This window comes from Corynebacterium sp. NML 150383, assembly GCF_002285085.1.
GTDB classification, from domain to species: Bacteria; Actinomycetota; Actinomycetes; order Mycobacteriales; family Mycobacteriaceae; genus Corynebacterium; species Corynebacterium gottingense.
Window position 1 is genome coordinate 131,716 of record NZ_NSGK01000003.1, and the last position, 13,008, is coordinate 144,723.

14 protein-coding genes are annotated in these 13,008 nt (G+C 67.7%); 4 read left to right on the plus strand and 10 right to left on the minus strand.

Going from position 1 to position 13,008, the window contains the following annotated elements; translation table 11 throughout:
• Nucleotides 1-156 precede the first annotated feature (156 nt).
• Both CKJ85_RS04515 and CKJ85_RS04520 read left to right on the plus strand, forming a co-directional pair.
• Nucleotides 157-663 (plus strand): helix-turn-helix transcriptional regulator, encoded by a 507-nt coding sequence (locus tag CKJ85_RS04515; protein ID WP_233126950.1) that lies wholly within the window; start codon nucleotides 157-159, stop codon nucleotides 661-663.
• A 20-nt stretch (nucleotides 664-683) separates the two neighbouring features.
• Nucleotides 684-1,133 carry a Fur family transcriptional regulator gene (locus CKJ85_RS04520; RefSeq protein ID WP_095553568.1) on the plus strand — a complete coding sequence of 150 codons (450 nt, stop codon included), beginning with the start codon at nucleotides 684-686 and terminating at the stop codon, nucleotides 1,131-1,133.
• 2 nt (nucleotides 1,134-1,135) lie between these two features.
• On the opposite strand, the gene CKJ85_RS04525 is transcribed toward CKJ85_RS04520, so the two are convergent.
• The 4 genes from CKJ85_RS04525 to CKJ85_RS04540 are packed head-to-tail and all read right to left on the minus strand — an operon-like array spanning nucleotide 1,136 to nucleotide 5,450.
• Nucleotides 1,136-1,882 carry an isoprenyl transferase gene (locus CKJ85_RS04525; protein WP_095553569.1) on the minus strand — a complete coding sequence of 249 codons (747 nt, stop codon included), beginning with the start codon at nucleotides 1,880-1,882 and terminating at the stop codon, nucleotides 1,136-1,138.
• A gap of 7 nt (nucleotides 1,883-1,889) precedes the next feature.
• A complete protein-coding gene (gene recO / locus CKJ85_RS04530; protein WP_095553570.1) occupies nucleotides 1,890-2,663 on the minus strand; it encodes a DNA repair protein RecO in 774 nt (257 codons plus the stop codon).
• Nucleotides 2,653-3,663 (minus strand): GTPase Era, encoded by a 1,011-nt coding sequence (gene era, locus CKJ85_RS04535; RefSeq protein WP_095553571.1) that lies wholly within the window; start codon nucleotides 3,661-3,663, stop codon nucleotides 2,653-2,655. Before era ends, recO begins: the two co-directional genes overlap by 11 nt.
• A gap of 11 nt (nucleotides 3,664-3,674) precedes the next feature.
• Nucleotides 3,675-5,450 (minus strand): ABC-ATPase domain-containing protein, encoded by a 1,776-nt coding sequence (locus CKJ85_RS04540; protein WP_255395996.1) that lies wholly within the window; start codon nucleotides 5,448-5,450, stop codon nucleotides 3,675-3,677.
• A gap of 129 nt (nucleotides 5,451-5,579) precedes the next feature.
• Here CKJ85_RS04540 and CKJ85_RS04545 point away from each other — a divergent pair, with 129 nt between their 5' ends.
• Together CKJ85_RS04545 and fmdA are read left to right on the plus strand one after the other, a co-directional pair.
• Nucleotides 5,580-5,867: an FmdB family zinc ribbon protein gene (locus CKJ85_RS04545; RefSeq protein WP_095535442.1), complete on the plus strand. Its 288-nt coding sequence runs from the start codon at nucleotides 5,580-5,582 to the stop codon at nucleotides 5,865-5,867.
• Nucleotides 5,868-5,875: 8 nt separating this feature from the next.
• Nucleotides 5,876-7,129 carry a formamidase gene (fmdA, locus tag CKJ85_RS04550; RefSeq protein WP_095535441.1) on the plus strand — a complete coding sequence of 418 codons (1,254 nt, stop codon included), beginning with the start codon at nucleotides 5,876-5,878 and terminating at the stop codon, nucleotides 7,127-7,129.
• On the opposite strand, the gene pdxY (CKJ85_RS04555) is transcribed toward fmdA, so the two are convergent.
• From pdxY (CKJ85_RS04555) to CKJ85_RS04580, 6 genes are all read right to left on the minus strand, one after another.
• Entirely contained in the window at nucleotides 7,126-7,983 is an 858-nt protein-coding gene (gene pdxY, locus CKJ85_RS04555; protein ID WP_095553572.1) for a pyridoxal kinase, read from the minus strand. The genes fmdA and pdxY (CKJ85_RS04555) overlap by 4 nt on opposite strands.
• Nucleotides 7,983-8,834: a pyridoxal kinase PdxY gene (gene pdxY, locus CKJ85_RS04560; RefSeq protein ID WP_095275494.1), complete on the minus strand. Its 852-nt coding sequence runs from the start codon at nucleotides 8,832-8,834 to the stop codon at nucleotides 7,983-7,985. Before pdxY (CKJ85_RS04560) ends, pdxY (CKJ85_RS04555) begins: the two co-directional genes overlap by 1 nt.
• An 80-nt stretch (nucleotides 8,835-8,914) precedes the next feature.
• A complete protein-coding gene (locus CKJ85_RS04565) occupies nucleotides 8,915-9,979 on the minus strand; it encodes a 2,3-butanediol dehydrogenase (RefSeq protein WP_095553573.1) in 1,065 nt (354 codons plus the stop codon).
• 42 nt (nucleotides 9,980-10,021) lie between these two features.
• A complete protein-coding gene (locus tag CKJ85_RS04570) occupies nucleotides 10,022-11,350 on the minus strand; it encodes a hemolysin family protein (RefSeq protein WP_095553574.1) in 1,329 nt (442 codons plus the stop codon).
• A gap of 7 nt (nucleotides 11,351-11,357) precedes the next feature.
• Entirely contained in the window at nucleotides 11,358-11,984 is a 627-nt protein-coding gene (ybeY, locus tag CKJ85_RS04575; RefSeq protein ID WP_095553575.1) for an rRNA maturation RNase YbeY, read from the minus strand.
• Complete coding sequence (locus tag CKJ85_RS04580) at nucleotides 11,981-13,003, minus strand: PhoH family protein (protein ID WP_095537309.1); 1,023 nt, start codon at nucleotides 13,001-13,003, stop codon at nucleotides 11,981-11,983. Before CKJ85_RS04580 ends, ybeY begins: the two co-directional genes overlap by 4 nt.
• Nucleotides 13,004-13,008 lie beyond the last annotated feature (5 nt).

Here is a 13,008-nt window from a genome sequence, read left to right on the forward strand (position 1 = left end):
AGCCTAGCGCACGCCCGGCGTATGCGCATGGGGCGCGCACCGCGCGATTGCCCCACGCCCGCTCAAGCCCTTGGGCAAGAAACTGGCAAAAGCCTCGTAAATTTCCTAAACTGAGAATTCTGAGAACGCCCACAGCAATTAGAAAGGGGCGGCGCCTTGGCACGACGTAAACGAAGCGCCCCAGCAAACCTCGACGCAACCGCGGAGCTCATCAGCGCGCTGAACTCCGAGCTGCGGCTGCAGATTTTGCTTATGCTGTACAACGGCGATCACGTGGTCCACGAGCTGGTGGCCAACCTGAAAAAGTCGCAGCCGCTAATTTCGCAGCACCTCCGCGTGCTCAAGTCCGCCGGGCTGGTCACCTCCTCGCGCTCCGGCCGAGAGGTGGTCTACAGCCTTGTGGTCCCGGAGGCCGGAGAGGTCATCTTCGCGCTCTCCCGGGCCGCCACTCGGGTGACCAAGGAGGCAGAGGAAGCGAACGCCGAGCGCGACGATCTGGCCGAGAAGCGCAGCGCGCGCGAACACGGCGATGCGCCGACCTCCCCCGGCGCGGGCGCCGGCATGGGCGCGGCGATCGTGGCCCCACCAACGATGTCCCCCACCGTGGCTCCCACCGCGGACCCCGGGATCGTTCCGCAGACCCCGCGGCAGCCGGTGGAGTAGCCGCGCTACCGTAGATAGGTATGGCACAGCAGCACCAGAGGACGCCGAAGGAGCCCATCCCCAAACTCGGAGCGCGCATGACGCGCCAGCGCACGGCGGTGGTGGAGACGCTGCGCGACGTCGATAAGTTCGCCACCGCCAAAGAAATCCACGCCGAGCTGGATGCGCGTGGAGAGAAGGTCGGCCTGACCACCGTGTATCGCACGCTGCAGTCGCTCGCGGAGATCGACGCCGTCGACGTGCTCCAGAACGCCGACGGCGAGACGCTCTTCCGCCACTGCATCACCGAGCACCACCACCATCACCTCGTGTGCACGAAGTGCGGCCGCAGCGAGGAGATCGACGGCGGGCCCATCGAGGCCTGGGCGCGCGAAACCGCGAACTCGTATGGCTACCGGCTGGTCGCCCACGACGCCGAGATCTACGGCATCTGCGCCGAGTGCAGGAAGCTTCTCGACGCCAACGCGTAGCCTTACTTCTCCGCGAACTTATCCACCGCGCCGCCGAAGCGCCGGTCGCGCTTGGCGTACTCGTAGACCGCGTCGAACAGGTCGTCCTTGGTAAAGTCCGGGAACAGCTTGTCCTGGTAAACCATCTCCGCGTAGGCCGACTGCCAGAGCAGGAAGTTCGAGGTGCGCTGCTCGCCGCTGGGGCGCAGGAACAAGTCCACGTCCGGCATGTCGGGCCGGTAGAGGTACTTGGAAAACGTCTGCTCGTTGATGTCCTGCGGGCGGATCTTGCCGTCGCGGGCGTCGGTGGCGAGCTGGCGTGCGCCGTCGATAATCTCTGCCCTGCCGCCGTAATTGATGCACATCGCGAGCGTAAGTCCGGTGTTGTCCTGGGTGAGTTCCTCGGCCGCTTCCAGCTCGCGCAACACCGAGCGCCACAGGCGCGGGCGCCGGCCGGCCCAGACGATGCGGACGTTCTTCTCGTTCAGCTCGTCGCGCTGGCGGTGCAGCACGTCGCGGGAAAAGCCGAGGATGAAGCGGACCTCGGACGCCGCGCGGCGCCAGTTTTCCGTGGAAAACGCGTAGGCCGACAGCCACTCGACCGTGCCCATCTCGATGCAGGCATCGACGCAGTCCATGAGCACTGCCTCGCCGCGCTTGTGCCCCTCGGTGCGCTTCATGCCGCGCTGCTGCGCCCAACGGCCGTTGCCGTCCATCACGAGTGCGATGTGGCGGGGGATGAATTCCGGATCGATCTGGCGCAAAGTCATGCCCTTATTATGCCTGTTCCATCATTCGCAAACTCTTCAACCCGGACTCCAGGTGGTACTGCAGGTGCGCGGTCGCCGCGCGGTGCATCTGCGCCTCCACCGTCGACTCCGCTGTCGCCGAGTCTGGCGTGTACTCATAGCCCCGCGCGAGCAGCCACATCGCGTGCAGGGTTTCCTCCGCCACCGTCATCGACCCCGGCGGGCGGCAGTTCGTGCACACCGCCCCGCCCACGGCGGCGTTGAACGCCCGGTGCGGGCCAGCCTTCTCGCAGTTCGCGCAGTTGTACAGCGACAGCCCCCAGCCGGCGTGGTCGGTGGCTCGCAGGATGAACGCGTCGAGGACCTGCGTCGGCGCCTCCGTCGTCTGCAGCTGGCGGATGCCGTCCTTGACCAGGTCGAATAGCTCGGGGTCCGCCTCCTCGTACGCGAGTTTGTCCGCCGCTTCCAGGATCGCGCACGCCGCTGCGTAGCGCTCGAAGTCCTCGATGATGCGCGCGCCGTGGTAGGCCACGGTGTCGGCGGCGGTGATTGTAGACAGGCCCTTGCCCGGGTAGATCTGCACGTCCAAGTCGACGAAGGGCTGCAGGCGGGAGCCGAACCGGGAGCGTGCCTTGCGCACGCCTTTGGCCACGCCGCGGACCAGGCCGTGGGAGCGCGTGAGCAGGACGACGACGCGGTCGGCCTCGCCGAAGTCGTAAGTGCGGACGACGAACGCGCGGTCGCGCCAGGACGGGCGGCCCGGGCGCGAGCGCCGAGTAGGCCGAGTCGCCTTAGAAGCCAAGGCGGCCCAGCGCCTTCGGGTCCTGCTGCCAGTTCTTCAGCACCTTCAGGCGCAGGTCAAGGTACACGTTGTGGCCTACCAGGTCCATGATCTGCTGGCGCGAGCGGTGGGTGATCCCGGACAGGCGGCGGCCGTTCGGCCCCTCCAGGATCCGGCGCTGACCGGGGCGCTCGAGGTAGATTACGGCGTAGATCATGGTGCGGTTCGGGTTGTCCGAGTCCGGCACCATCTCATCGATCTGGACGGCTACGGAGTGCGGCAGTTCGTCGCGAAGACCCTGCAGCGCCTCCTCGCGGATCAGCTCGGCGATGCGCGCCTCGAGGTCCTCGTCGGTGACGTCGCCGACCGGGTAGAAGCGCGGCCCCTCCGGCAGCTGGCCAACCAGGATGTCCATGAGCACGTCCGTCTGCACGCCGTCCGTGGCGGAGACGGGCACCACCTCGCAGTCGCCGCCGAGCAGCTCGTGCAGCGCGAGCAGGCGCTCGCCGACCATATCGCGCGAGGCCTTGTCCAGCTTGGTCACGATGCCAACGATCGGTGTGTTCGGCTTGATGCGGCGAATCTGGTCCAGAATGAAGCGGTCGCCGGGGCCGATCTTCTCGTCCGCGGGCACCGTGAACCCGATGACGTCGACGTCTGCGAAGGTGTCCTTGACCACGTCGTTGAGCCGCTCGCCGAGCAGCGTCCGCGGGCGGTGCATGCCGGGCGTGTCCACGATGATGACCTGCGCGTCCTCCCGGTTCACGATGCCGCGGATCGGCCGGCGCGTCGTCTCCGGCTGGTCCGCCATGATGGCCACCTTCTCGCCCACGAGCGCGTTGGTCAGCGTGGACTTGCCGGTGTTGGGCCGGCCCACAAAGCTGACGAACCCGGAGCGGAAGCCCTCCGGCGTGTCGGTGAAGCCGGGCACGGTCGGGCGGGGCGCCGCGTCCGTGCCGCCGGTGGCATCGGCGCGCGCGTCGTCTGGCAGGTCGGCCTCGTCGGGGAAGAAAGTGCTCATGGCGCGTAATCCTACCCGGTGCGAAGCCCCCGGTACCTGTTCACCGCGGCCAGGATCTCAAACCGCCGCGGCGCCGTGAGGTGCCCCGGGTGCGCGCGCCCCGGCACGAGTGCCGCGAGCCCTTCAGCCTCGAGCTCGCCGAGCAGCTTCTCGACGCCCACCGCCACCGGTGCCCCGCCGCGGCCGCACCACTCGTCCAGCCGCTCCAGCGCGGCGGCGATCGCCGCCGTCTGCGGCGCCCCGGCCAGCTGCGGCAGGAAGGACATGTCGATGTCGCTCTTGCCCACGCTGATGGTGTCCTGCCCCCGCGCCTTCGGCCCGCGGCGCCGCCCGCCGCCGGAGCCGCCGGAGACGAAGGTCGGGCCCGACAGCGTGCGCGCATCCGGCGCGAACATCTCCGGTGTGACCGGCAGCTGCGCGGGCTCGTGCCCGCGTCCGACCTCGTGGGCCCGCTCTGTCACGTCGCTCGGCGCGTAGGCGTCCAGGGCGATCACGGTGTCCGCGAGCCCCAGGTACGCGCCGGAGCCGCCGGCGACCAGCACCGTCGACACGCCGAGCTCCTCGTAGAGCCCGCGGACGCGCGCACTGAACGGCGTGATCGGTTCGCGGTCGGCGGCGATGAGCTCCGCCATCACGGTGTCTCTGATCATGAAGTTGGTGGCGGAGGTGTCTTCGTCGATAAGCAACGTGCTCGCACTCGCCTGGAGAGCCTCGATAACGTTGGCTGCTTGGGACGTGGAGCCAGAGGCGTTGGCGGTGGAGAAGTGCGCGGTGTCGGCGCCGTTCGGCAGGTTGGCAATGAACGCGGAGATGTCCTGCGACGTCACCGGGCGACCGTCCTCCGCGCGCACCGTGACGGCGTCGGCGCGGGTGATGGCGAACTCGCGGCCGTCGCCAGCCGTGTGCGGGTACACGCCGCGCTCAAGTGCGCGCAGCAGCGTGGACTTGCCGTGGTAGCCGCCGCCGACGATGACGGTGAGTCCCTCCGGGACGCCCATCCCGGTGACGGTGCGGCCGCTGGGCAGGTCGAACGTGACGCGCAGCGGCTCCGGACTGCGGAACGGGACGCCGCCGTTAAGCGGCAGGTCGCTCGCGCCCGATGCGCGCGGGAGGTTCGCGCCGTCGGCGACGAACGCGACGAGCCCGCGGCCCGGCAGCTCGGCGCGGAGCGCCTCCTGGTCCCGGAGCAGCCACACTGCGTCTTCCAGGGCTTGGCGCGACACCGCCGCAGCCCGCAGCGCGAGCCGGGGGACGTCCTGCGTGAGCAGCTGCGCCGCCTGCTTGCCCAGCACCCGCCGGCCGCGCGCGGGCAGCCCGACGAGCAGGCGGAATTCCACCTCGCGCTCCCCCACCAGTACGTTTGTGCGCTCGAGGACCTCCTGGCCGAGCGCCCCGATGCTGATGGTGTTGGATTTGCCGCTGCCCCCTCCGCGGCCGGGCGCGCCGCCGGAGCGCAGGAGTGCCGCAGCCTCGCGCGCCAGCACGTCGGCGACGGCGATGCGGTCGCCGCGCGTCGCGGTGAACTCGCCGCCCACATCGAGCGCATCGCGCGGCACGATGACGCGGATTTTCGACGGCGACGCGAACGGGTCCGACTGCACCTTGTCCACCACCAGGCGGAACTCGCCGGCCTCGTACTCGCCCGCGAGCTTCTTGTACGCGCCGTAGCCGGCGCCGTCGATGTCGCGGCACATCCGATCCAGCTGGTCGATGGTGCCGCGCCGCTGTGCGGGGCGCGAGCTCCGCGCGTCGGTTCGGTGGTTCCGGTGTCTGCGTTGCTGTGCCATGCCCGCCACCGTAGTCGGGGGCGCGCCACCCCCGATCGGCGGCCGGTGTCCGCGTACCCCTACTCGGTATGCATTACACTGGCCGTGCTGTTGTGATTGCACCCACTGCTGAAAAAGAAAGTGAAGCAGATGCCTTTCTATGAATTTCGTTGCCCAACCGGACACACCACCGAGCGGCTTCTTCCCATGTCCTCCGAGTCGCGCACGACGGACTGCAAGGACTGCGGCGAGCAGGCGACGAGGGTGATTAGTGCACCGGCTGTGGGAAGCGTCGATAAGCGAAAGGCCCAGCTGGTGGAGGCAACGCAGAAGAGCGCATACGAACCCGCGGTCGTGAACTCGGTCCCGCGTGCCGGCAACCGGCGCGCCACCCCGGTCTCGCACAACCCGCAACACGCCAAACTTCCGAAGCCTTAGGAGGCAGCATGCCGAAGAATCTTTTCCCACTCGATTCCGCCAAGCCGTTCCCGGATCAGGAGACCGTCGGCCACAACCGCTGGCACCCCGACATCCCGGCGATCCAGACGGTGCAGCCCGGTGACACCTTCCGCGTTGACTGCCGCGAGTGGTTCGACGGCGACATCCACAACGACGACAGCGCCGACGACATCCGCGACGCGCCGCTGAACAAGGTCCACGCACTCTCCGGCCCGTTCCGCATCGAAGGCGCGAAGCCGGGCGACCTGCTGGTTGTGGACATCCTGGACGTGGGGCCAATCCCGCAGGAGGAGGGCCCGCTCGCCGGCCAGGGCTGGGGCTACACCGGCATCTTTGCCAAGAAGAACGGCGGCAGCTTCCTCACCGACCAGTTCCCCGACGCGTACAAGGCCGTGTGGGACTTCACCGGCCAGACCGCGACCTCGCGCCACATCCCGGGCGTGAGCTTCACCGGCATTATCCACCCGGGCCTCATGGGCACCGCCCCGTCCCACGAGCTGCTGGGCAAGTGGAACCAGCGCGAGGCGGCGCTCATCGCCACCGACCCGGAGCGCGTCCCGCCGCTCGCGCTGCCGCCCGAGCCAGACCACGCCATCCTCGGCTCGCTCACCGGCGCTGACTTCGACCGCGTCGCCGGGGAAGGCGCCCGCACCGCCCCGCCGCGCGAAAACGGCGGCAACCAGGACATCAAGAACCTGTCCAAGGGCACGCGCGTGTTCTACCCCGTGTTTGTCGACGGCGCGAATTTCTCCGTCGGCGACCTGCACTTCTCCCAGGGCGACGGCGAGATCACGTTCTGCGGCGGCATCGAGATGGGCGGCTTCATCGACTTCCACGTCGACGTGATCAAGGACGGCATGGCCAAGTACGGCGTGACCGAAAACGCCATCTTCATGCCGGGCAACGTCGAGCCGCAGTACAGCCAGTGGCTCGCGTTCTCCGGGACCTCCGTCACGCTCGAGGGCGAGCAGCGCTACCTGGATTCCCAGCTGGCGTACCAGCGCGCGTGCCTCCACGCCATCGATTACCTCACCACGTTCGGCTGGTCCCCGGAGCAGGCCTACCTGCTGCTGGGCGCGGCGCCGATCGAGGGCCGCTTCTCCGGTGTGGTGGACATTCCGAACGCGTGCGCCACGGTGTACCTGCCGACGGAAATCTTTGACATTGACATCCGCCCCGGCGCCGGCGAGCCGCCGCGTATCGACCCGGGCATCGGCGCGCCGCGCTCGTCCTTCGCCTAGGCGGTACGTGCGGGGTCGACGATGCACTCCTGCAGCTCAACGAGCGGCAGTTCGTCGAGCCCGCGCTCGCGCACCGCGCGCACCATCGCGCCCATCGTCCCGGCGAGGTGGTCGAGGCGCTGCTGCGGCGCGACGTCGATGAGCGCGGCGTACAGCGCCGTCGCCAGGTCACCCGCACCAACAATGTTTCCGCCGAGCCGCGGGGCGTCAGTGCGCAGGACGCTTGTCGACGCCACGTCGACCATCCCAATCGTCTCCGGGTCCCCCGTCTCCACCGAGGTGATGAGCGCGTTGCTGCACAGCGACCGCGCGGCGTCTGCGAGCGCCTCGGTGTACTCCGCGGCTGCGGCGTCCGCGGCGTACGCAGCCTCGGAGGTGCTGCCCGCCTGGTCGAGGCGCCGGCCGGTCAGTAGCGAGAGTTCCCACTGGTTGGGCGTGATGGCGTCGGCAAGCGGGATGAGCGTCTCCGTGTACACGTCGGGGATGTCCTCGTTGACAAACGAGCCGACCTCCGAGTTACCGATCACCGGGTCGCACACGTAGCGCGCCTGCGGGTTGGCCTCCTTGATGGCCACGACGGCGTCGCGCACCACCTCCGCCATCTCGGCGGTGCCGAGGTACCCGCTGACAAACAGGTCCACCTGCGGGAACGCGAACTCCATGCCGCGTAGGATCTCGCGCACGTTGTCCGCGCCGAGTACCGGACCGCGCCACGTGGGGTACTCCGTGTGGTTTGAAAAGTTGACGGTGTGCACCGGCCACACCTCGTGGCCGAGGCGTTGCATGGGGAACACGGCGGCCGAGTTGCCCACGTGCCCGTACGCCACCGCCGACTGCAACGAAACGATGTTCACTACAGCGCTTCCACGTTGAACTGCAGCTGCGGGTTGGCGTAGTAGTCCTGCGCCTCCACAAGCTTGAGCTCCTGCGAGTCCGCCTCGTGGGTGAGGCGCAGCATGTCGTACACGGAGCTTGCGGTGCGAGCCAGCGCGTCCGCCGCGTCGCCGCCGCGCAGGTAGTGGCCGGTGAACAGGGCGGCGGTGACGTCGCCGGAGCCGTTGCGCTTAAACGGCAGGCGCGGGGTGCGCACGATCCACTTGCCCTTGTCATCCACAGCGATCATCTCCATGACGTCCTCCGGCGCGTCGGGGCGCTCGACGGAGGTGACCAGCACGGTCGACGGGCCCATCTCGCGGGCGGCGTCCACGGCGGCCAGCGTCGAATCCAGATCGTTGACGTCGCGCTCGGTGAGGTAGCCCAGCTCGAACTGGTTCGGGGTGATCAGGTCGGCGGCCGGCACGACCTTGTCGCGCAGCAGCGGCGGGATGTTGTCGGAGACGTGGCACCCGGACTTGGCGTTGCCCATCACCGGGTCGCACGCGTAGATGGCGTTCGGGTTCTTGGCCTTGACCTGCGCGACAGCCTCCACGATCACGTCGGCGATGTCGTCGCCGCCCTGGTAGCCGGAAAGCACCGCGTCGACACGCTCGAGGGCGCCGCGCTCATCCATGCCCTTGATGATGTCCGCGACATCCGAGGCCGGGATCATCAGGCCGGTCCAGTGACCGTAACCGGTGTGGTTGGAAAAGTTGACGGTGTACACCGGCCACACCTCGTGGCCGATGCGCTGCAGGGGAAAGACGGCGGCCGAGTTGCCCACGTGCCCATACGCAACTGCCGATTGGATGGAGAGAATGTTACTCATACCACCTATTGTGCCCCCGCCGCTTTGCGACGGGGGCGTCAGGGGCCACAAACGCAGCCCCGAGAATTTCCTAATATTCTCTACAGCTCCGGGGAAACGAGGATCTTCACCGCGGTCTCGTTGCGGTTGATCAGGGTGTCAAAGCCCTCGTCGACCACGCCGTCGAAACCGATCTTGCCGGTGATGAACGGCTTGAGGTCGATCTTGCCGGACTCGACGAGCTTGATGGTCTGCTCGTGGTCGTGTGCGTAGCCGATGATGCCGCGCAGCGTCAGCTCCTTCATGACGACGCTGTGGATGTCCAGCGATGCCTTCTTGGACCAGATGGACTCCACGACCAGGGTGCCCTTGAGCTTCAGGCAGTCCACCAGCTGGTCCAGCACCACGTTCACGGAGGTGGCCTCGAAAGCGATGTCCGCGCCCTTGCCGTCCGTGATCTTCATGATCTCTTCCTTGAGGTCCTGGCTGCTCGGGTCGATGGCGTAGTCGACCACGCCGGCGTCGAGCGCCTTCTGGCGGCGCAGCTCGGAGAGCTCAGAGACGACCACGGTGCAGCCGTATGCCTTCGCCACCGCGGCGGTGAGCACGCCGATCGGGCCGGCGCCGCCGATCAGCGCCACGTCGCCTTCCTTCGCGTCCGCGGCGGAGAAGCCGTGGTGGGCAACGGAGAGCGGCTCGATCAGGGCGGCCTCATCCAGCGGGATGTCGTTTGAAATCGTGTGGACCCAACGGCGCGGGACCGCGATCTTCTCGGAGAGGCCGCCGCCACCGCCAGCCAGGCCAATGAAGTTGACGTCCGGGTGCAGGTTGTACGGGCCCGGCTTCTTCGGGTCGACGTCATCCGGCAGGACGTACGGCTCGACGACGACGTGCTGGCCGACCTCCAGGTCGTCCACGCCCTCGCCCAGCGCGGAGATCACGCCGGAGAACTCGTGGCCCAGGGTGACCGGCGGCTCTTCGCCCGTGATCGGGTGCGGGTGGCCCGGCTTCGGGCAGAAGATCGGCCCCTCCAGGTACTCGTGCAGGTCTGTGCCGCAGATGCCGCACCAGGCGATGTCGATGAGCACCTCGCCCTTGCCCGCCTCCGGCGCGTCAATCTCTTCGACGCGGATGTCGTTCTGACCGTAGTAGCGCACTGCACGCATTGGAAAAGCCCCTTTCAAGAGGAAAAACTGACAGGTACTATCTTAGCGCGTTTCGTCAGTCGGCAGCGGCTCTTCGGGGGGTTCGGGGACGTCGATAAGCACTGTCCTCGTCTTGATGCGGCCGCGGCGGTCGAAGCCGCCCTCGGCGGTGTAGCGCACGCCGTCGATCACCGTCGACGACCCCGGGAGCGGGACGCGGCCAAGCTGGTAGGACAGTAGGCCGGCGAGGGTGTCCACAGAGTCGGTGAGCTCGTCGTCGAACTCGACCTCGTAATCGAAGTGGTCCTCGAGGTAGTCCACCAGATCATCGAGCGGCAGGCGGGACTGGGCGCGGAACTGGCGCTCGCCGATCTGCTCGATCGGGGCGTCCTCGTCCTCGTCGAACTCGTCGGTGATCTCGCCGACAATCTCCTCCAGCAGGTCCTCCATGGTGAGGAGGCCGGCCACGTTGCCGAACTCGTCAATGACGATTGCGATGTGCGTGTTTTGCTGCTGCATCTGCTTGAGCAGCTCATCCAGCGGCTTCGACTCCGGCACGAACAGCGGATCGCGCATCAGCCCGATCAGCTGTGTCGACGCGTCGACCGGGGCACCGTTGTCGCCGAACATGTCCTTGAGGTAGGCCACGCCGACGATCTCGTCGACGCTCTCGCCGATGAGCGGAACGCGCGAGTGACCCGAGCGAACCATCAGGCTCGTGGCCTGGCGCGCCGTCTTTTCGCTCTCGATCCAGATCATTTCCGGGCGCGGCACCATCACCTGGCGGGCGTGGGTGGACGCGAGGTCGAAGATGTTCTGGATCATGCGGCCCTCGGTGGTCTCCACCACGCCCTTCTCCTGCGCAATGTCAACGGCCTCGCGCAGCTCCACTTCGGTGGCGTACGGGCCGTCGCGGAAGTCCGCACCCGGGTGGAACAGGTTGCCCAGCTTGATCAGGAAACGGGACACCGGCCCCAGCACCGTGTGGAACACCACGAGCCACTGGGCCGCCTTCAGCGAGATGGTGTACGGGTTGCGCTTGCCAGCCGTGCGGGCGAAGACGCCGATGATGCTGAACTGCAGCAGCGCCACCGCCACGATCGCCGCGGTGATCGCCCAGCCTTCCGCGTCAATGAGGTCCATGGCTGTGATCGCCGCGAACACCGCCGCCGTGATGTCCAGCGTGGTAGACAGCAGCACGAGCATATTGACGTAGTTCGCGCGCGCGTTGACCACGCGCAGCAGCACCGGCGCGCCAGCGACCTCGTCCTTCACCATGTTTTCCACACGCGCCCGGGAGACCGGGGTCAGGGCGGATTCGACGGAGCCAAGGAGGCCGGACAACAGCATCGCCGCGAGCGCGATGATGCCGTAGAGAATGGTGTTGTGCATTGAGGTGTTAGTTCTCGTTCTGGGTCGGTGCGTTGGAGCCTCTGGGGCCGTGGGGGTCGGTGTGCTGCGCCTCGCGCTCACGCATCAGGCGGTCGAGCTCCTCGCGGTCAGCGGCGGAGGGGAACGCGTGCGCACCGGTCGGCTTCGGCTGGTACTCCACCCCGCGCGCGGTCATGGAGTCGTACCAGTCGGCGAGGATCTCGTTCTGCAGCGCGAACATCTCGCGCTCGTCGGCGGGCTGGATGTGGTCGTAGCCGAGCAGGTGCAGGACACCGTGGACAGTAAGCAGCGCGAGCTCGTGCGCCAAATCGTGGCCGGCCATCTCCGCCTGCCTGCGGTCAAACGCCGGGCACAGGATGATGTCGCCGAGCATCGCCGCGCCCATCGGGGTCGCGTCGGGGCGGCCGCCGCCCGGGGTCAGCTCGTCCATGGGGAAGCTCATCACGTCGGTCGGGCCCTCAAGGTCCATCCAGCGGACGTGGAGATCGGCCATCGTCGGCTCATCCACGAGCGTGATCGTGGCCTCGGTGTCCGGGTGGACGTCCATGGTTTGGAGGGCGAACGAGCAAACGTCGATAAGCATTTGCTCGTTTACGTCGGCCTCGCCGGACTCGTTGAGAACTTCAATGCTCACTGGCTGGCTTCCTCCTCGCGCTCGCGCTCAAGCTCCTGCTGGCGCTTCTCGTAGCGCATCGAATTCTGGGCATCGTGCCGGTCGTACGCGGCGACGATGCGGGAGATCAGGTGGTGGCGCACGACGTCCTCGCCGCGCATCTCCTGGAACGCGATGTCATCGATGTTGGACAGAATGCGCCGGGCAACGCGCAGGCCGGACACGGTGCCGCGCGGCAGGTCCACCTGCGAGATGTCGCCGGTGACCACCATCTTCGAGCGGAAGCCCAGGCGGGTGAGGAACATCTTCATCTGGGCACCGGTGGTGTTCTGCGCCTCGTCCAGGATCACGAACGCGTCCGACAGGGTGCGACCGCGCATGTAGGCGAGGGGGGCGACCTCGATGATGTTGGCGTCGACGAGCTTGGGGATCATCTCCGGGTCCAACATGTCCCGCAGCGCGTCGTAGAGCGGGCGCAGGTACGGGTCGATCTTGTCGTTCAGCGTGCCCGGGAGGAAGCCGAGTTTCTCGCCCGCTTCCACGGCGGGGCGGGTGAGGATAATGCGCTTGACCTCCTTGGCCTGCAACGCCTGCACCGCCTTCGCCACGGCCAGGTAGGTCTTGCCGGAGCCGGCGGGGCCGATGCCGAAGGTGATGGTGTGCTCATCAATCGCGTCGACGTACTGGCGCTGGCCCGCGGTCTTGGGGCGGATCACTTTGCCGCGGCGGGCGACGATCTCGGCGCCGAGGATCTCGGACGCGGATTCTGGCGTGTCCGTCTCCATAATGCGGGCGGCGTGGACGACGGAGTCCGGATCCACGGGCACGCCGCGGCGCGCCATGGACTCGAGCTCATCGACGACGCGCGCCGCGTAGGCCACGTCCGCCTCGGCACCGCGCAGCGTCAGCGTCGTGCCACGCGCGTGGATGTCAGCGGCGAGCTGCCGGTTGAGGACCCGCAGGTTGCCGTCGTTAACTCCGAGGACGGCCTGGGCGTAGGCGGAGTCCAATTCGAGTTTGCGGGTAACTGGATTTTGCATGCTGC

What these genes read in the sequence shown, in the direction of transcription:
- CKJ85_RS04520 (WP_095553568.1), top strand. Translation starts at nt 684, where the DNA reads ATGGCACAGCAGCACCAGAGGACGCCGAAGGAGCCCATCCCCAAACTC.
- CKJ85_RS04525 (WP_095553569.1), bottom strand. Translation starts at nt 1,882, where the DNA reads ATGACTTTGCGCCAGATCGATCCGGAATTCATCCCCCGCCACATCGCA.
- era (WP_095553571.1), bottom strand. Translation starts at nt 3,663, where the DNA reads ATGAGCACTTTCTTCCCCGACGAGGCCGACCTGCCAGACGACGCGCGC.
- CKJ85_RS04540 (WP_255395996.1), bottom strand. Translation starts at nt 5,450, where the DNA reads ATGGCACAGCAACGCAGACACCGGAACCACCGAACCGACGCGCGGAGC.
- CKJ85_RS04545 (WP_095535442.1), top strand. Translation starts at nt 5,580, where the DNA reads ATGCCTTTCTATGAATTTCGTTGCCCAACCGGACACACCACCGAGCGG.
- fmdA (WP_095535441.1), top strand. Translation starts at nt 5,876, where the DNA reads ATGCCGAAGAATCTTTTCCCACTCGATTCCGCCAAGCCGTTCCCGGAT.
- pdxY (WP_095275494.1), bottom strand. Translation starts at nt 8,834, where the DNA reads ATGAGTAACATTCTCTCCATCCAATCGGCAGTTGCGTATGGGCACGTG.
- CKJ85_RS04565 (WP_095553573.1), bottom strand. Translation starts at nt 9,979, where the DNA reads ATGCGTGCAGTGCGCTACTACGGTCAGAACGACATCCGCGTCGAAGAG.
- CKJ85_RS04570 (WP_095553574.1), bottom strand. Translation starts at nt 11,350, where the DNA reads ATGCACAACACCATTCTCTACGGCATCATCGCGCTCGCGGCGATGCTG.
- CKJ85_RS04580 (WP_095537309.1), bottom strand. Translation starts at nt 13,003, where the DNA reads ATGCAAAATCCAGTTACCCGCAAACTCGAATTGGACTCCGCCTACGCC.